This is a genomic window from Eubacterium sp. AM05-23, from assembly GCF_003477535.1.
GTDB lineage: Bacteria > Bacillota > Clostridia > Eubacteriales > Eubacteriaceae > Eubacterium > Eubacterium maltosivorans.
This window is the reverse complement of the sequence record NZ_QUDF01000004.1, coordinates 111,131-128,602: the sequence shown is the minus strand read 5'-3', so window position 1 is coordinate 128,602 and position 17,472 is coordinate 111,131. Positions and strand designations below refer to the sequence as shown.

The following is a 17,472-nucleotide window of genomic DNA, read 5'->3' as shown; positions in this document are numbered from 1 at the left end:
TACTTGCGAGTTCCCTTTTACAGCGTTATCATAAGAATAGGCTTACATAATTAGGAGGAGAGAATGTATAAACGTAGCTATCGAAACACTGAAGACGCCATTTCAATTTTAGGTTTTGGCTGTATGCGCCTGCCAAAAATCAGCCCGGACAGACCGGAGATTGATGAAGCGGCCGCGCAGGCGCTTTTTGACTATGCTTTTGAACACGGTGTTAATTATTTTGACACAGCTTTCAACTATCATCAGCGGCTGTCTGAACCCTTTGTGGGCAAAGCTCTGAAAAAATATCCCCGGGATCAGTTTTATCTTGCCAGTAAGATGCCAGGTTTTCTGGTAAAAGAGGAAAAAGATGTCGATGAGATCTTTGAAAAGCAGTTAGAAAACTGCCAGGTAGATTATTTTGATTTTTACCTTTGCCATGCGATTTCGGATGAAAGCTTTAAGGTTTATGATGACTGTAACATTATGGAACATCTGCTGAAGCGCAGGGCTGACGGACAGATCCGCCATTTGGGCTTTTCCTTTCACGGCTCTCCGGAAAAGCTGGAGGAGCTGGTTGAACGTTATGACTGGGATTTTGTCCAGCTTCAGTTAAACTATGTGGACTGGAATGTTCAGAATGCCAAGCGCCAGTATGAAATTCTTGAAACACATGGTCTTCCATGTATTGTCATGGAGCCTTTGCGCGGCGGCACCCTGGCAGTCCTCTGTGATGAGGCGGCTGCTGTTCTTAAAGAGGCTGAACCAGATAAAAGCCTGGCTTCCTGGGGATTGCGCTATGCTGCCACTCTGCCAAATGTGCTCACTGTGCTCAGCGGCATGTCCGCCATGGACCAGGTCGCTGATAATATCTGTACCATGGAAAATTTTGAGCCCTTATCCGAATCCGAGATGGCGCTTGTCAACAAGGCCGGCGATATCTTCACAAAAACAAAGACCATTCCCTGCACCGGCTGCAGGTACTGCATGGACTGCCCCTCCGGCGTAGAGATTCCAGGACTTTTCAAGCTCTATAACGAGTATATGCTAGGCGAGGATAAAAATGATTTTGTCAACGGCTATAGAGCGCTGGGTTCAGAAAAACAAGAGTCGCAGTGTGTTTCCTGTGGCGAGTGCATTGAGCACTGTCCCCAGAGCATCGACGTCCCCGAGGCTTTGAAAAAAGTAACGGCGCTCGCAGAAAAACTTTTATAACGAACAAAAACCGTCCGAAGCTCTTAAAACAGAGCTCGGACGATTTATTTTTATTCTTTTATACATTTCTCAATGATGTCGGTCAATTTGTTAAAATCAATAGGTTTGGAGACATAATCATTCATCCCTGCCGCCAGTGCCTTAGCCATGTCCTCCGCAAAGGCATTAGCTGTCAGCGCAATAATCGGTATGTTTTTTGCCTGTAAATGCACACTTTCCCGGATTTCACGTGTCGCGGCACAGCCATCCATCACTGGCATTTGCAGATCCATTAGGATAAGCTGGTAGGTGTAGGGCTCTGACTTTATAAAAAGATTAAGCGCTTCAGCTCCATTCTCAGCACATTCCACCAGGTATCCTTTTTCTTCCAGTATAGTCTGTGCAATTTCCATATTGAGCGGATTATCCTCCACCAACAGCACCTTTATTTTACCCGAGAAACCAGATGTTTGTTTTTGAACAGCGGGTTTTCTTACTGTTTCGGCCCGGGCAGCCGAGTGGCCTTCCTCTATTTTTAAATTTAGGGTGACTACAAACCGACTGCCTTCTCCCTTTTTACTTTCAACCTGGATGTTTCCCTGCATGGCCGCCACTATTTTTTGCGAAATGGCCATTCCCAGACCAGTTCCTTGGATTCTCTGAACCTGTGGATCCTCAGCCCGTGAAAAGGGTACAAAAATATAATCCAGAAAGTCCTCATCCATACCAATACCATTATCCTCAATGGTAAATACAAAGCTCCCATAGCCCGGTACTGTGGCAGATACCTCCTGCACTGTAAAAAAAATCTTTCCGTTGCTTGTAGTATATTTAATGGCGTTACTGATTAAATTTAACAGTACCTGTCGAATACGTCCAGCATCTCCCGTCAGCATATTGTGCTCCAGATCCTTTGTGATCACTGTAAACTCATGCTTTTTATCCACTGCGTCTGCCCGGGTCATTGCACGTACATCCTCAACCACATCACTGAGGCAGAAAGGTTCCTCTGTCAGGGCAATTTTCCCCTTTTCGATCTTAGACATATCTAAAATCTCATTGATAAGCGCCAACAGATGTTTGCTTGATAAATTAATCTTTTCCAGACATTCCCTTACTTTTTGTGGGTTATCAATCTGACTGGACGCGATGGCGGACATCCCGATAATGGCGTTCATGGGCGTGCGGATATCATGGGACATTTGTGCCAAAAAGCTGCTTTTCGCCTCATTGGCGCTTTTGGCTGTTTCATAGGCGGCAAGAAGCGCCTTGCGGTTCTGCTCCTCCTGCTCCAGCTCTTCCAGCTTTTGTTCATTGATATTCATATTGGCAAAAATGACTTTGGTTACCTCTCCATCCCTTATTTCAGCAATGCTGAACCGCGATCGTACCCAGTAAAGGCCATCTGGATATCGTCTTCTGAAATCCACCTCATAAACTGGCTGCTCCAGTGAGAGCACATGTTTTAAAAAATCCGGACTCCCCGCACGGTACATCTTTTCCTGATCCCTTTTGTAAACATACTCCTTGACAAATTTTGAATAGTATGTATCCAGCCTGCCTTTTGGAAATTCATGGCGCTCCCTGATAAATTCTTCCTGCCAGATCGCCTCCTCCACGTTGTTTTCCAGATCAAACAGGTAGATGGAGTAATAACACTGGCATAAATTGGACAATATGTTTTCCCTTCGTTGCGCCTCCTGTTTGTCATCAATGTTTCTCAGCATTAATATAATGCGCTCCTCATTATCCTGATCAATCCGGACAGCGTAATAATTATAATAATGCAGGGCTTCCCTTTCTTTATCCCAAAGCCTCAGGACCCCTTCAAGGTAGCCTTTTTTATCGTAGCTTTGAATGTCAAAGACGCTGTCAAAAGCTTTCTTATCCTCCAAAGGCATCAATTTAATGATCTGCCGATAAAAATCATGTGATTTTCCGTGTTTCGACAAATGGAGCAGCTCACCATAATAGTGGATACAATGATACTCGGCCCGCTCAAAATCAAGACAGATAACCATCTTATAAATCTGCGACACTGCAATCTGTGTGATGGTATCATCAATCCTTTTTTCCATTTCCACGTCCTGCTCGTCAAAAGCGATAATCGCCCACGGATACGCCGGCGAATACTCGGATGAAGGCATAATCTTGATTCGCCGCCACCTCCCCATCTGATTTCGGTAGAGAACCTCACTCTGCTTTTCACCGTCTCTGATGCGTTTGCAGATATTTTTTATTCCTGCTGTTTCTAAAAAGGCTTCCTGATACTGCGGCGCTACCTCCCCCACTGCATAGCTCTCTATAAATCTCTCATAATTGGAAAAATCCATTTGAAATTTCTGAAAAACTTCAGACATTTTTATGGCCTTATAGGTTTTATCCTCTAGATTACATAAAAAGATACCGGTATAGCTCTTACTGAGCGTTTGTATAATGGCGTCATATTCCCTTTTAAGCATTACTGTATTGGTGATGTTTTGGTGATAACCTCTAAGGCACATTCCCTTTTTGTAATTCCAGTCTCTGACACCCCCACAGCGCACATAAATTCTGCCCCATTTTGGGTGCTGCCAGGGATACTGCACCTCTGCCCTGTCATCCTGCGTGATTCTCTCCACCGCAGTCTGAACAATCGGATAGTAATCATCCTCAATACGGTCGTACCACCACTGATAGCACATTTCCGGAGTGGGCTCTTCTTCAAAACCCAGCAGGTCCAGCATTGAACTGTCCGCATACATTCTGGGTTTTCTGTCTTCCTCCAGTTCAATGACCCATAACCCCGTTTGAGCCTCATGCAGTACTTCCTGCATTTTAGTTATATCCTTAAAATGATCCAGCATATCCTCATCCCCTTCTTTTATAAGCCTCATCCTTCATAGACTGCGTTATATAAAATCCATTATACTATAAAACCAGATAAAAAAAGCAGGGCGGGGCCCTGCTTTTTATTTTTTAATTTCTAACAGCTTCTGTTTCAGTTCACTTTCAATTTTCTGCATTTCAACCTCAGCGGCCTGGCGTTTTTCTCGTCCTTCAGCCTGGATTCGCAGGACTTCATCAAAAGTGGAAATCAGCGATTCATTTGTATGCTTCAGAGTTTCGATATCTACAATACCGCGCTCAGATTCTTTGGCGGTTTCAATGGTTGCCATTTTAAGGGTGTCGGCATTTTTCTTGAGGAGCTCGTTGGTCATATCGGTAACCTGTCTCTGAGCTTCCGCTGCCTGCCCTGAGTGGACAACTCCCAGTGCCAGTACCATCTGACTCTTCCACAGTGGAATGGTATTCACGAGTGAAGACTGAATTTTTTCTGCCATCAGAATATCATTATTCTGAACCAGACGAATCTGCGGCGCCATCTGCAATGAGATCATACGAGTAAGCTCAAGGTCATGAATTTTCTTTTCAAAGCGATTGCACATGGCGGCCAAATCGTTGGCTGCCTGGGCGTCCTCCGGTAAACCACTGAGCTTAGATTTTTCTACCAGTGCCGGCAGTTCTTCGTTTTGAGTTTTGGTCAGCTTTTTCTTGCCAGCCAGAATATACATAGAAAGCTCTTTAAAATAGGTTTTATTAACCTCGTACATTTTATCCAGCATGGCCACATCCTTCATAAGCTGGATCTGATGACCTTCCAGAATTTCCGATATTTTATTAACATTTGTTTCTGCTGTTGCGTATTTTGCACGCATAGCTGTTATCTTATTGGCACTTTTTTTAAAGAAACCAAAGAATCCTTTTTCTTCCTCCTGAACATCAAAGCTTTTAAGCTCTGTGACCATATTGGTAAGCATATTGCCAATTTCACCAAGATCTTTACTCTTGACACTGTCCAGCGCTGTTTCTGAAAAATCCGCAATTTTTTTCTGTGCGCCTGCTCCATACTGCATGATCATATTAGAATTGGTAAGCTCGATCTGCTGTGAAAAATTTTCCACCATCTGACGTTCTTCTGGCGTCAGCGTATTTTCATTAAAAGCTGCATCCTCTACAGCCATTTCTTTTACCGTCTCTGGCATCGGCTCCTTTACTTCCTCGAAGGGGTCAAAAGTCAGGGTCGGCGTAACGGTTTCAAAATCTTTTATTTCATCACTCATTTTACTTTCCTCCAGTGTTAAAGTCTTTTTCTGTCAGGCCTTCCTGGGCCAGCATGGTTTCAAGCACTGTAATATCTGTAGAGATATCCATCGCCTTGTCCTGATAAAAACTGTCAAGCAGATTTTCAAAGGCATAATTGATGGTGTCCAGTGTCTCCTCGATCTCATGCTTCGCGCTCCGGATATTCTCTCCCTGGATGGGCTCCGCGTCCATTTCACGGTAGGCGTTAACCAGCTTCAGGGTCGTTGGCAGATAATAGCCCATAAATTTGCGGGTTTCGGGAAGCTCATCTGTATGGTTTTCAACATACTCGAAAATTTTGCAGAGTATGATTTCCAGGCGGTCAAGCTTCTGTGAGATCACTTCCCCTGAAATGGCCTCATTAGCCTCTCGGATCTGTTCGATACTTTCCTTGCCTTCTTCTATGAGCAGACGCGTTTCCTTGAGAATCGGATTTTGGGCTTCCATTCTCTGCTGCCGCTCTACCTCTTCTCTTAAACGGCGCTCCTCACGCTCGCGCAGACGGACGCCTTCCTCGTATTTTTCATAAGCGTCGTAGGCTTCATCACTTAGCAGAAGATAGGTTTTTTCCTCATTAATCCGCCCCTCAGGGAACATACCAGAACGAATCATTTTCAATAAATCCTTCACGACAAACTTATCATTTTTTCCAACGCTGGATGCAAGCTGTTTTACTGAGATATAGGCCTGCCCGTTAAGGGTGCGAACATACTCATAAAACCGCTTTACCCGGCCTCTGGATTTTGTTCCTGTAACAGCTAGGATGATACATACGATCAGCAGAGGGATCAGCACCCCCATAGATACACCCATTGCAATAAGACTGCCGGATATACCGACTGCAATTCCCACAGCCGCCAATACAAAGGCGCTGAATCCTATTCCAAAGTATCCCAGCACCATCATAATGATACTGGATATTTTACCAGCCGGCGACTTTGCCACCGGTGCGCGCAGCGGCCGCTCTACCACCTGCGCCTCTGTTACTGTTTCTTCTTCATCATCAATCCTGGCACTTGTTTCATACCATACGGCTTTTCCTCTCTGCACGCCTTTTTTTACTTCTTCCAGGGCGCTGTTCACCGTATTGCTTATATTTTTGTTGAGCTGTTTAAAATCCGTTGAGTTTATGGCTTCTTTCACAATGGATTTAATTTCCTCGCCAAGATTGGAGTAATCATTCTTTGACACTTTTTTCCTCCATAATATTCATGCTGTAGAACAATTATATCCTATTACACTTAAAATAACAATTTGAAATTGTTAAAACAGGCAGTTCGCAAGGTTTTATTAAACAAAAATACAGCCGTCAGAGGCTAGAGCAGCTTTCTGACGGCTGTATTTTATCGGATTACCTGGTTATGGATATCCTGCATTCTCACATCTGTTTCTGCAATAGTATCAGCGCACTCTTTCAGCTCACGGGCGACAGACTCGGGGATGTTGGCAGAATCCACTGCCTTATACCGGAGCTGATGTTCCAGGCTGGCCCAGAAATCCATAGCGATGGTCCGGATCTGTACCTCTACCTTAACCATCTCCTTATGGTCCGAAAAGAACACCGGTACCTTTAAAATTAAATGCAGACTACGGTAACCATTTGGCTTTGGTTTTTTAATATAATCTGTAACGCGGACAAGCTCAATATCGTCCTGCGCTTTCAAAAGATTTTTAACAGCGTAGATATCCTCAATATACGGGCAAATGATACGAATCCCTGCGATATCATCCAGATTTTCTCTGGCGGACTCAACGCACAGGTCAAAGCCCTTGCGATCCAGCTTTTCAACAATGCTCTTGGGTGATTTTACTCTGGACTGAATGGTATGGATCGGGTTGCGCTCATGGGTTGACTGAAACTCGTCGTTCAAAATCTCAAGCTTGGTGCGCACCTCCTTAATCGCCGCTGTATAGGTGTTCTCCAAATCATATAATTCCTTGATTAAGGCCTGCGCTACCTCGTAAGGATCTGTGGTATCGTTTCCAACGAATACCTCCGCGCCAACCTTTTTAAGTATATCCACCATGGGTGTCTTATCGGTTATTTTTGTATTTAGCATACTATCTCTCCTGTTGTGACTATAAAGCAATCTCAATAACAAACTCTATTTTAATATGTTTCGCTTAATTTTTCATAAAATAAATTAAAAAAGCAGACGCTTTTTTCGCATCTGCTTTTATTTTACCATTCTTTTGAGAAGGCTTCAACCTCTAAACAGGCATTATTCATGATCTCCTGTGTTTTATCCGGCTGTTCCTCCATACCTTGGGCATAAATCACAGAGACATCCTTAATCCCACACAGGCCAAGGATTCCCTTAAGCCAGTCCACGCCATAACAGTGCATAACAGGATTATCGGTATTACAAGTACCGCCGCTGGCCATCAGAATCAGAGTTTTTTTATTTTTCAGCAGGCCGACCGGCCCTTTTTCCGTATAACGAAAGCTCCTGCCCGCGCGCATAACCGCCAGCGAGTAGCTGATCATCTTCGGCGGAACGATTAAATTCCAATGCGGCAGCGCAAAAACAGTTTTGTCCGCCGCCATAAATTCTTCACAAAGGGTGTCTATTTCTGTATAGGCGCCATTATCTGAGTCAGACTGCCCGTTAAAGTAGGCAATAAGCTCTTCGTCAATCTCTGGAAGCTCCAGACGGCTGAGATCAATGCACTTAAGCTGATCCTCTGGATGTACCTCCTGATAATTTTTCATAAAAACACCTGCCAGCTGACAGCTGACAGAATTCTCAGCCAGAGGGCTGGCTGTTACAACTAGTATTTTCTTCATTTTTACCTATACCCTATTCTGTGGATTGCCCTCAAGCCAGCAGCGAATATTATCAAATACAATGACTGCTCGCTTATACAGGGACTCTTTTGTAGCATATGCCACGTGTGGTGTAAGAACTGTGTTCGGTGCGCTTAAAAGCGGATGGTCCTTTGGCAGCGGCGGTTCTCCTTCATAAACATCAATGCCGGCGCCGGCCACTTTACCTTCTTTTAGTGCGTCAGCCAGTGCCTCATTGTCAATAACTCCGCCTCTCGATGTATTGATTATAATGGCTTCAGGCTTCATAAGCGCCAGCATATCCCGGCTGATCAGTCCCTGTGTTTCTGGACTTACAGGAATATGAAGCGTTACAATATCGCTCTGCTTGAGGAGCTCCTCTAAATCCATATACTTGATACCCATTTCTAGACCTTCTGAGCGAACAGTCCGGCTGTAGGCTAAAAGCTCACAGCCAAAAGCTTTTCCAATTTCTGCCACTTTCAGACCAATGGCGCCAGTTCCTACGATTCCCAGCTTTTTACCACAGAGCTCATGGCCGATCAGTCCGCCAATGGTGCCGCCATTGCGGGTTTCATGGTCACAGGTCACAATATAGCGGTAGACATCAATCATAAGACCAAAGGCCAGCTCGGCCACCGCATTGGTCGAATAGCCCGCCGCATTGCACAGGATAATGCCTCTTTCCTTACAGGCGGCAACATCTACATGGTCAACCCCTGTAAAGGCAATATCCACCAGCTTCAGATTTTTGCAGGCGTCAATAACCTCTTTTCCAAAAGGCTGGTTGGCCAGTACGACAACATCGGCGTCTTTTACCCGCTCAATCAGCTTTTCTGTGTCGGTTTCCCGGTTTTCATAAGCAATAAACTCGTGCCCGTCCGCACGAAGCAGCATGCTCAAGGTCTGCAGTGCATCCTCTGTAATGCCGAGGGGTTCCATTATTACAATTTTCATCGCTCGTTGCCTCCGAATCCTAATTTAATCCTAATAAGCTTATTATAATACAAACCCGCATGCTTTTTAAGGATAAATTTATACCAATCACCAAAATTCTTTGTAACCTTAACGGCAAAAAAGATAATTATTCGTCTTCTTCGGTCATTATTCGTATTTGATCGTAGCTGTAGCCTCTGCTCATCAGATTACGGGTAACTCGCTGCTTCAGTTCTCGGCCTGCATAACCTTTGTTTTCCTGCATTCTGCGGTATTTTTCATAAAAACGTCTGAGTTCGGTCATCTGTTTTTCAAGAAGTGCCTCGGTCTCTTCCTCAGTCAGGTTTTCAGTTTCATCCTCTGGCAGGTTAGCCTCGATCACTTCGCGGATGACCTCACCCGGAAATCCCTTTCTCTGCAAAAAGGTATAGATTTTACCTTTGCGTTTCCTGTAGCTTTCCCGGCTGTACTGACGGGCTGCTTTTTCATATTGTTTCTCGCAGCATATCCGTTCCTGCTCCGGCGTATAAAGCTCCTCTAAGCTGGCGATCAACTCTTGAGGAATCCCACGTTTTTTCAGGTCATAACGCATTTTAACCCTGCCCCAGAAATTGAAATGAATATTGTTATAGCAATAATTCTTTACATAAGCGGTATCGTTAATAAAGGCATACTGTACAAGCTTTGTCATAACCTCTGCAATCACACGCTCACTGTACTCTTTTTTTTCCAGATAGTCGACCATTTCCTTTTCAGTCCGATTTTTAAAAGAAATGTAATTCAGACTCTGGTCATAGGCTTTCTGAACTGTCTTAGGATCACTCATAGGGTTTCCTTTCCACTAAAAAAACTGCCGGCTAATCCCGGCAGTTTTATTTTAACAAATTTTAAACATAAGCGCCAGACGAAACAGGGATATAATCCTGAATAAGCTGGGCAACACCGCCAATCTTCACTTCAAAATGAAGATGGTTAGCCGTTGAAGATCCGGTAGAACCGGTTCCTCCAATATATTCACCTTGGCCCACAGTCTGTCCAACACTGACATCAATGCTGCTCAGGTGGCCGTACAATGTCGAGTAGCCGCCTTCATGCTGAATTTCAATACAGTTTCCATAGCCGCCAAAGCTTGACGCGCGCGTTACTGTTCCAGCCGCTGATGCATAAACCGGGGTGCCGTAGCTGTTCAAAATATCCACAGCGCAGCCATTGGAGTGATTGCTTGATCCGCCGCCCGGGCGTCCTATTTCACCCACAAGGCCGCTGGTCGGGATCAGAAACTGTCCGCTGCCGCTGATGGAGCCTCTGGATACAGGCGCAGCTGCCGCTTCCTTTGTTCCCACACGTTTAACTGCCTTGACTGGCTCCTTGGTAGTATTTTCTGATTTAACTTCTTTACCGACCTCCTGGCCGTTTTCATAGGTAAAAACAGCATCGACATCCTTCTGGCCGTTTTCCCCTTTCTGTATTTCTTCCTCTTCGCCAGTCATCAGCTCATCGGTAGGCTGTTCTTCTGTCTCAAAGGGGATTTCTTCCTGATACTGCTTTTCGACAATGGTAACCACTGTCAGTACAGGCGACTTCTGAGTTGTATTCAGGACGTCACCTTCCTTTAAAGCATTCAGATCCTTATCAGCGTTCATGGCTGCTAGACGGTCAACAGTTGTTCCACGGTTGGCCGCAATAAGATTTCCATCAGTTTCCCCCGGCTGAACGGTGGTCTGAGCTGTAATCTCGTTTCCTTCTTTCAGGTATGACATCGTAACATCATAATTTTTTGCATCAGGCACTTCCACATTTTGCTCATCAATCGTGACATTTTGCTTAAGCTCAGAGCTTAAAACGGTCGCACCCTCTACCTGGGCGTACTGCTTTTTAAAATCATTCAGCGCCTTTTCTGCTGTCTCCTTAGAGTCGGTCTGGATGGCTGCCTTTCCATCAATCATGATGGCTGCCCCCTTGAGCTTAACATCGACTCCGGCATTATAAATGGTCTCGGCACACTGGTCCACATCGAGCTTTTCTCCCATTGTACGGGCAGGCTTAAGCTTGATATCATCTGCAATAATAACATTATCATTGCCATATTCCTTTGAAAGCTTTTGCTGCAGCTCTCCGAGAGCGTTATCAAAGGTACTCTGATCTTTGACATATCCAATGCTTTGTCCATTATACAACACCTCGTAAGCTGTTGTCTGGACATGGGCAATTCCCGTTCCGACACAGACCATAAAGGCTGTTACCACAATGGCAGACGCTCTGGCAGTAAAAATCCGCTTTCCAATTTTATCGTTAAATTTGTCCAGCCTTGCGTTAATTTTTTCTTCAACAGAACTCAGCTTATCTCCAAATTTTGAGGTTTTCAATTTATATTTTCTCCTTAAATTAGCGCTAAAACATGTTGACAATTGAATTTTAACATAAACGTAAACTTTTCTCAAGATTTTTGTAACTTTTTCGTTACAAAAAGGATGAATCTTTAAGATTTTTGTTTTTTAGTCCCATCACGCAATCGCTTATGCTATAATAGAATACAAAATACAATTTACTATTGAGGTGAACAAAATATGACAACTGAAAGCTCTGATAATATAAATCGTGTGATTGCGTCAGATATCTTTAGTACACTTTCCTTTTACCGCCCCGTTCTGGAGCACCCGATCCTCAAGGATTTTCTGATTCTTTCAAAAGCCTATGAATCCGGCTTAAAGGGCGCCGAATATCGAAAGGAATATCTGGACACATACTATCATTTGAAATCTCTGATGCTGGGCTATTCTTTTAATAAAAGCGAGGACACCAATTACGCTAAAACTCCCTGGAAGGATTTTCTGATCACCCAGATCGTCGGGAATGAGAATCCTCTGACGCTTTTGTTCGAAAGAGGTCCCGTTACTAAGCAGCACCCCTTTGCCAAAAGCATGTACCATGAATTTGAAATTTTCATGAAGCTCTATCACTTTGACTGGGATACCTTTTTAAAGGAAACAAATCTTGACGACACCAATATCTTTTCTGCCCATATCTTTTTCCCGGTTCCTCCCTGTGATGAAATCGATCTGGCCTTTTCTACTGAGAACATCGATAAAGCCTTTACCGCCACCAACGAATACATCAACCATCACGGTCTTGGAATTTTTGAAATTAATGTCAGCTTTAAAATTGTGGACGGTGGACGCCTTTCCCCTATTACCAACCAAAAATATAAGCCTATGGATTCCCTTGTCGGCTATGATATGCAAAAAAAGGAACTCATTGCCAATACTGCCTCCTTTGTAAACAATTATACTGGCCTGAACGTACTGCTTCAGGGAGATATGGGTACCGGAAAATCCACGATGGTCAAAGCCCTGCTGGATACCTTTAAGGATACCAAGCTTAAAATGGTTGAAATAAAAAAAGACCAGCTGGAATATATCCCCTCGGTTATCGAATATGTAAAAAAACGACCTTACCCGTTCATTCTTTTTATCGATGATCTCTCCTTTGACGAGGACGATGCAGACTATAAGATTTTCAAAAATGTCATGGAGGGCTCTCTCGAGGAAAACCCGCAGAATGTGCTGATTTATGCCACCTCCAACAAACGCCATCTTGTAACTGAAACCATGTCCGAACGCGATAATGCGGTTCATACCAAGGATGTCATGGAAGAAAAACTCTCACTTTCTAGCCGTTTTGGTCTGGTGCTTACCTTTGAGGTTCCTAATCAGAAAGGCTATCTCTCCATGGTTTTGGAACTCGCAAAGGAGGCCGGTATTAATATGCCCGCCGCAAGAATCGAATCTCTGGCTATCCAATGGGAGCTGCGGCATCTTAACCGTTCCGGGCGTACGGCTGAGCAGTTTATCGACTATTTAAAAATCAATTCCTTTACGGAAGACTAGCCATAAAACCGCTGCAGGCACCCTGCAGCGGTTTTTTTATATTTCCAATGACCGATAAATTTTATCAACCGTTTTTTTCAAAAAAATAAAAAACATTGACAGCACTGCGTGATCAATGTTATACTAGTGTTTGCGTTCAAATTATTTATCTATATTAATTTTATAATTATATCACATATCAGTTATTTTGTCAATAGGCAAGGAGGATATTTATGAAGAATTTTCAGATTACACTGCTGAATTCTGGTACTCTAGACATTGTTGAAAAAGAAAATGCCATTCTCTGTACCAATGATAACGCCGCTAAATACGGCCTTTCCCTCACTCCTGACGAAGCCCATAGGCTGACCATGTACAATGCCGGCGAACTCAAAAGCCATGGACGTATAGAAATTGGCCAGGGCATACTGCCAAAAATCATCCGCGCGGTCTGCCACTCTCAAAGTCTCTGGCCAGAAAACTATATCCAAACCCTTGAAGAATTGGTCGAAGCCTTCTATATTATCAAAGAGGACACTCTGGACCGTATCAGCGACGACTGCATCATCGAGCATCTGGCAGATGCTCTGGACCGCGGATTGACAAATGCCGAAGATATCCTGATGGATCGACAAATTAACGCACTTTGCAGAAGCAAATTACACAAACAGGAGATTTAAAATGAAACAAATGGAGCCCGTTAACACACTGAAAGTCAAAAATTTAGACCCTGCCGAGTACACAAAAACATTGTTATATGAGGGGGTGCGCATTGGAATGATCAACAAGAACAATCTCGAAACTTTTCAAAAGCATCTCAGCGCACTGCTTACCCGCCAGATCAGCCATTACACCCAGGGGGGAAGCTCTGTCAAGACAGAAATCGCAGGTGTACTGACCGATGGCATTTTTTACTGTATCGACACCATCTTATCACAATATGAAAATCCCGAAGATGCCATCGAAAAACTTCAGACCTCAACCCTTCCAAGTCTTTTTACCGAAGGGCTGACCCAGATTAAACAGGAAATTAATCAGTCGAAACTACTCTATACTCGCCTGAAAGGAAACCGACTAAAGGTTGACGTCTATGCCTACAACACCACCATTGACGATATACCTTTATTTTTCAAAGAGTACGACCCAGAATTCAAGGCAACCGAAACGCCCTGTATGCTGGAATACCTTCCCTGCTACTACCAAAAAAGCCTTTCCGGCATCCATTATATGAAAGAAATTATTAATAATCTCTATCTCGAAAACCACTTTTGTAATCAGTTCGATCAGGACGAGATTATTACGCTTTTGAACCGGTTTGCCGCCAATGTCGGTTATCCCAGCCGGGATCTTACTGAAAATATTTTTGGTCTGGTACTCAATAATGCTGTAGCTCGCAGGCTCCTGGACGATAACAATGCGTCAATCCTTATAACAGAGCGGGAAGCCCTGTCGCTGGCAGAACAATTTGAAGGACAACCCCGAAAAAAATGTAAAGAGGCTGTCAGTCAGGCAATTTCTGCCATCATTGTTGAAAAAGGCCTGCGCTGGCCTTCCCTTAAAACCTATTTAGGCAAATGTCAGGATAAAACCATCGCTGGATTATACCGTTCTGTCAAGCAGGAGACCATTTGCTCCTTCCTAGCTGTCCGCTAGGTTCCGCTTAAATGTTTTTTCTGCCCATATTCGCCAAGGCGCTCAGGCTGGTGCTCAACCGTATGAGACCAATAACGTTTTGGCATATGCGTCATCTGGCATTTCGGGTTAAAACGCTGCTTAATACCGATCGTATTGTAAAAGCGCTGCCACAGCTGCTGAAAAAGAAGCTCCTCTTCATCAGCCTCCGGCAGCGTAAAATCCTCAACCGGCACAAGCATCCACTCATAAGGGTGATAGATAAGGGCTGAGTGGTGGACCTCGTCATAGATCATAAACGTTTCTCCGTTATACCGATCGCTGAAATGCTCTGCTAAAAGAGGAAGCACCCAGTTTTTAGGTGCGATTACTGAGACGAGGGTTTTATTATACTCACTAAACCGGATAAAGCCCCGAAGAAGATGGGCTTCGTTTTTAAGGTGCTTGACCGCTCTGTAAAGCTCATGAACATCCGGATCAGCCAGACAGTCGATAATACCGCCCCCCACACGGTAACCTTTTCGGATAAAACGATACATTAACATTTCCTTTTTAGGATGACAGATCAGAAATCCACACTTAATAAAGTCAGTCACTTCTGGAGACATTTTAATATCAAAGGAACGGAAAACCCTGTCGGCGTGTCTGCGGTTTGTTTCAATCTCCTTAATGGGATAGAGAAAAAACTGCTCAAAGGTATCTGGAACAATATCGACAGGGGTTTCTTTTTTTATATAGCTTTCAAAAATGCAGCATAGAAACCCCTCAAAGCTACCATCATAGAGATAAACCTGCTTCATTGTGTCAGACATTTTAAAACCTCCCTATGCAGCACAGGCGACTGATCTTTATCAAAGAAGGACAGCTGCTCATATTTCCGTTCAATTAAATCGCGTTGTCCCTGCTCTGAAATCAGCGCTCTCAACACGCCGTCCGGCGTTACCTTAAGCCCTTCAACCATTTTTCCGCTGCACAAAATAAAATACTGAGCCCGCTTCAAGACCACACCGATTTTACGCAGTCCCTCAAAATCCAGCCTCCCCATCCGCCGTGCCTGAATAATACGCGTGGTGCTTTTAACCCCAATACCCGGCACCCTTAGAAGCATTTCTCTGGAGGCAGTATTCACCTCAATGGGAAACTGATCCAGATGCGCCAGCGCCCAGCTGCACTTTGGATCAACCAGCGGGTTAAAATTCGGATGCTCGGCATCCAGCAGCTCGGCCGCGTGAAAGCCATAAAACCGGAGCAGCCAATCCGCCTGGTACAGCCGGTGCTCCCGCAAAAGCGGCGGTTTAGTGTCGAGGGCCGGCAGTAGTTTATTTTCTGACACAGGCACATAAGCAGAAAAAAACACGCGTTTAAGCGAATATTTCTGATAAAGGCCTTCTGTCAGGTTTAATATTTTGTAGTCTGTGTCCGGGGTTGCACCGATGATCATCTGTGTGCTCTGGCCGGCCGGGACAAATTTGGGGGTATGGCGGTATTTGACCACATCATAGCTGTTTTCTTCGATTTTATCTGTAATCATCCCCATGGGCTTAAAAATGGAGGTCTTTGTTTTATCCGGCGCCAGTCGTTTAAGGCCCTCCTCAGACGGAAGCTCAATGTTAATGCTCATCCGGTCCGCCAGATAGCCCAGCTGTGTCAAAAGCCTTGGATCGGCCCCTGGTATGGCTTTTACATGAATGTAGCCGTTAAAATTGTATTCGTCCCCTCTCAAAAGCGCCAGGGTTTCAATCATTCTTTCACAGGTATAATCAGGATTTTTTATGACCGAAGAACTGAGAAAAAGGCCTTCGATATAATTTCGCCGGTAAAAGCCAATGGTCAGATCTGCCAGCTCCCTTGGGGTAAATGCAGCGCGCTCAACATCCTGAGAAACCCTGTTCACACAGTACTTGCAGTCATAGACACATACATTTGTCATCAGCACCTTCAGAAGAGAAATGCAGCGGCCATCCATTGCAAAGCTATGGCAGATGCCATCCGCCACCGTATTTCCCAAGGCACCCTTCTTTCCATTCCGTTTTACCCCACTAGAGGTACAGGCTACGTCAAATTTTGCAGCATCGGTTAGAATTTTCAATTTGTCCAACAGTTCCATTTTAAGCCCTCATCCCTTCAAATATCCGTTCTTTCTTTAAATTAGTATAAAACATCAGATCGAATTAGTCAACAGAAAAAGAACAAATTTTCTATTTAATTCTGATATCTGTTATGCTATAATAAGTCATCATGAAAGGAGTGTCCTTATGCGCTTACAACCACCGGCTTTTCCCGATCCCCTAAAGCCTTATAATGACCTGCTCACAATTATTTATGAATGTATTGATGAGGATGAGGATATCGAAAGCTTTAAATTCAGCGATACTGGTCTTGAAGCTTTCCGCCAGTCAAAGCTTGAATTTCACCACTGCCAGTTTAAGAACTGTCAGTTTCTATCTTCTGGCCTGACCCATACTTTTTTTGCCGACGTTATTTTTACCGGCTGTGATCTATCGAATCTTAACCTCAGTGATTCCACCTTCCACCGCGTCGTCTTCAAAAACTGCAAACTGCTGGGCACCGATTTTAACGCCTGTATTTTGGAAGAATGCCACTTTACGGAATGCCTTGGAAATTTCATGAATTTTTCCACCAGTAAAACCAAGCACGTCCTGTTTGAGAACTGCCCCCTCCAAAATGTCAGCTTCCAGGACTGTAAATTGAAAACCACCCAGTTTCAGCAGTGCGACCTCACTGAAGCTGATTTTCTCCATACGCCTTTAAAGGGTATAGATTTCACGAGCGATACCCTGAGCCGGATCACGGTTTCCGGCAGCCAGGAGCTGCGAGGCGCTGTTGTAAATCTTTTTCAGGCCGCTGAGCTTTCAAGGCTTCTGGGGGTTGTCATCAAGGAATAAAGAAAGATAAAAAAGCTGCCGGCAAAACTCGGCAGCTTTTTTTAGC

At 44.2% G+C, this 17,472-nt stretch carries 15 protein-coding genes; 5 read left to right on the top strand and 10 right to left on the bottom strand.

From position 1 onward, the window contains the following. Positions 1 to 63 precede the first annotated feature (63 nt). The gene (locus DW091_RS06450; RefSeq protein ID WP_058695170.1) at positions 64 to 1,194 is read left to right on the top strand and encodes an aldo/keto reductase; all 1,131 of its coding nucleotides are present in this window, start codon (positions 64 to 66) and stop codon (positions 1,192 to 1,194) included. 50 nt (positions 1,195 to 1,244) lie between these two features. Here the strand turns inward: DW091_RS06450 and DW091_RS06445 are convergent, their stop codons facing one another. The 8 genes from DW091_RS06445 to DW091_RS06410 form a co-directional block, all read right to left on the bottom strand. After that, positions 1,245 to 4,019: a response regulator gene (locus tag DW091_RS06445; RefSeq protein ID WP_118517699.1), complete on the bottom strand. Its 2,775-nt coding sequence runs from the start codon at positions 4,017 to 4,019 to the stop codon at positions 1,245 to 1,247. Between the two features lie 105 nt (positions 4,020 to 4,124). Continuing rightward, positions 4,125 to 5,276 carry a toxic anion resistance protein gene (locus DW091_RS06440; protein ID WP_074618225.1) on the bottom strand — a complete coding sequence of 384 codons (1,152 nt, stop codon included), beginning with the start codon at positions 5,274 to 5,276 and terminating at the stop codon, positions 4,125 to 4,127. Between the two features lies 1 nt (position 5,277). Beyond that, a complete protein-coding gene (locus DW091_RS06435) occupies positions 5,278 to 6,489 on the bottom strand; it encodes a 5-bromo-4-chloroindolyl phosphate hydrolysis family protein (protein ID WP_058695173.1) in 1,212 nt (403 codons plus the stop codon). 152 nt (positions 6,490 to 6,641) lie between these two features. Beyond that, the gene (locus DW091_RS06430) at positions 6,642 to 7,358 is read right to left on the bottom strand and encodes a GTP pyrophosphokinase family protein (protein WP_083337185.1); all 717 of its coding nucleotides are present in this window, start codon (positions 7,356 to 7,358) and stop codon (positions 6,642 to 6,644) included. A 122-nt stretch (positions 7,359 to 7,480) separates the two neighbouring features. Further along, positions 7,481 to 8,086: an NAD(P)H-dependent oxidoreductase gene (locus tag DW091_RS06425; protein WP_096919303.1), complete on the bottom strand. Its 606-nt coding sequence runs from the start codon at positions 8,084 to 8,086 to the stop codon at positions 7,481 to 7,483. Between the two features lie 6 nt (positions 8,087 to 8,092). Further along, positions 8,093 to 9,043, bottom strand: coding sequence for a 2-hydroxyacid dehydrogenase (locus DW091_RS06420; RefSeq protein WP_074618223.1), 951 nt, complete (start codon positions 9,041 to 9,043; stop codon positions 8,093 to 8,095). A gap of 127 nt (positions 9,044 to 9,170) precedes the next feature. Next, positions 9,171 to 9,848, bottom strand: a complete 678-nt coding sequence (locus DW091_RS06415) for a RecX family transcriptional regulator (RefSeq protein WP_118517698.1) — start codon at positions 9,846 to 9,848, stop codon at positions 9,171 to 9,173. A 61-nt stretch (positions 9,849 to 9,909) separates the two neighbouring features. Continuing rightward, positions 9,910 to 11,388, bottom strand: a complete 1,479-nt coding sequence (locus tag DW091_RS06410; protein ID WP_118517697.1) for a M23 family metallopeptidase — start codon at positions 11,386 to 11,388, stop codon at positions 9,910 to 9,912. Between the two features lie 201 nt (positions 11,389 to 11,589). Between DW091_RS06410 and DW091_RS06405 the strand changes: the two genes are divergently transcribed. From DW091_RS06405 to DW091_RS06395, 3 genes are all read left to right on the top strand, one after another. After that, a complete protein-coding gene (locus tag DW091_RS06405; RefSeq protein WP_118517696.1) occupies positions 11,590 to 12,909 on the top strand; it encodes an ATP-binding protein in 1,320 nt (439 codons plus the stop codon). A gap of 212 nt (positions 12,910 to 13,121) precedes the next feature. Continuing rightward, entirely contained in the window at positions 13,122 to 13,568 is a 447-nt protein-coding gene (locus DW091_RS06400; protein WP_074618220.1) for a DUF6323 family protein, read from the top strand. A gap of 1 nt (position 13,569) precedes the next feature. Next, entirely contained in the window at positions 13,570 to 14,541 is a 972-nt protein-coding gene (locus DW091_RS06395) for a DUF6179 domain-containing protein (RefSeq protein WP_118517695.1), read from the top strand. Here the strand turns inward: DW091_RS06395 and DW091_RS06390 are convergent. Further along, positions 14,538 to 15,332, bottom strand: a complete 795-nt coding sequence (locus DW091_RS06390; RefSeq protein WP_118517694.1) for a TIGR03915 family putative DNA repair protein — start codon at positions 15,330 to 15,332, stop codon at positions 14,538 to 14,540. The genes DW091_RS06395 and DW091_RS06390 overlap by 4 nt on opposite strands. Further along, positions 15,317 to 16,627, bottom strand: coding sequence for a putative DNA modification/repair radical SAM protein (locus DW091_RS06385; protein WP_118517693.1), 1,311 nt, complete (start codon positions 16,625 to 16,627; stop codon positions 15,317 to 15,319). Before DW091_RS06385 ends, DW091_RS06390 begins: the two co-directional genes overlap by 16 nt. Before the next feature lie 148 nt (positions 16,628 to 16,775). Between DW091_RS06385 and DW091_RS06380 the strand changes: the two genes are divergently transcribed. Then, positions 16,776 to 17,426 carry a pentapeptide repeat-containing protein gene (locus DW091_RS06380; protein WP_096919300.1) on the top strand — a complete coding sequence of 217 codons (651 nt, stop codon included), beginning with the start codon at positions 16,776 to 16,778 and terminating at the stop codon, positions 17,424 to 17,426. The last annotated feature ends 46 nt before the right edge of the window (positions 17,427 to 17,472 follow it).

Excerpts from the sequence above, each read along its gene's own strand:
- DW091_RS06450 (WP_058695170.1), top strand. The coding sequence starts at position 64 with ATGTATAAACGTAGCTATCGAAACACTGAAGACGCCATTTCAATTTTA.
- DW091_RS06445 (WP_118517699.1), bottom strand. The coding sequence starts at position 4,019 with ATGCTGGATCATTTTAAGGATATAACTAAAATGCAGGAAGTACTGCAT.
- DW091_RS06440 (WP_074618225.1), bottom strand. The coding sequence starts at position 5,276 with ATGAGTGATGAAATAAAAGATTTTGAAACCGTTACGCCGACCCTGACT.
- DW091_RS06430 (WP_083337185.1), bottom strand. The coding sequence starts at position 7,358 with ATGCTAAATACAAAAATAACCGATAAGACACCCATGGTGGATATACTT.
- DW091_RS06425 (WP_096919303.1), bottom strand. The coding sequence starts at position 8,086 with ATGAAGAAAATACTAGTTGTAACAGCCAGCCCTCTGGCTGAGAATTCT.
- DW091_RS06420 (WP_074618223.1), bottom strand. The coding sequence starts at position 9,043 with ATGAAAATTGTAATAATGGAACCCCTCGGCATTACAGAGGATGCACTG.
- DW091_RS06415 (WP_118517698.1), bottom strand. The coding sequence starts at position 9,848 with ATGAGTGATCCTAAGACAGTTCAGAAAGCCTATGACCAGAGTCTGAAT.
- DW091_RS06405 (WP_118517696.1), top strand. The coding sequence starts at position 11,590 with ATGACAACTGAAAGCTCTGATAATATAAATCGTGTGATTGCGTCAGAT.
- DW091_RS06400 (WP_074618220.1), top strand. The coding sequence starts at position 13,122 with ATGAAGAATTTTCAGATTACACTGCTGAATTCTGGTACTCTAGACATT.
- DW091_RS06395 (WP_118517695.1), top strand. The coding sequence starts at position 13,570 with ATGAAACAAATGGAGCCCGTTAACACACTGAAAGTCAAAAATTTAGAC.
- DW091_RS06390 (WP_118517694.1), bottom strand. The coding sequence starts at position 15,332 with ATGTCTGACACAATGAAGCAGGTTTATCTCTATGATGGTAGCTTTGAG.
- DW091_RS06385 (WP_118517693.1), bottom strand. The coding sequence starts at position 16,627 with ATGGAACTGTTGGACAAATTGAAAATTCTAACCGATGCTGCAAAATTT.
- DW091_RS06380 (WP_096919300.1), top strand. The coding sequence starts at position 16,776 with ATGCGCTTACAACCACCGGCTTTTCCCGATCCCCTAAAGCCTTATAAT.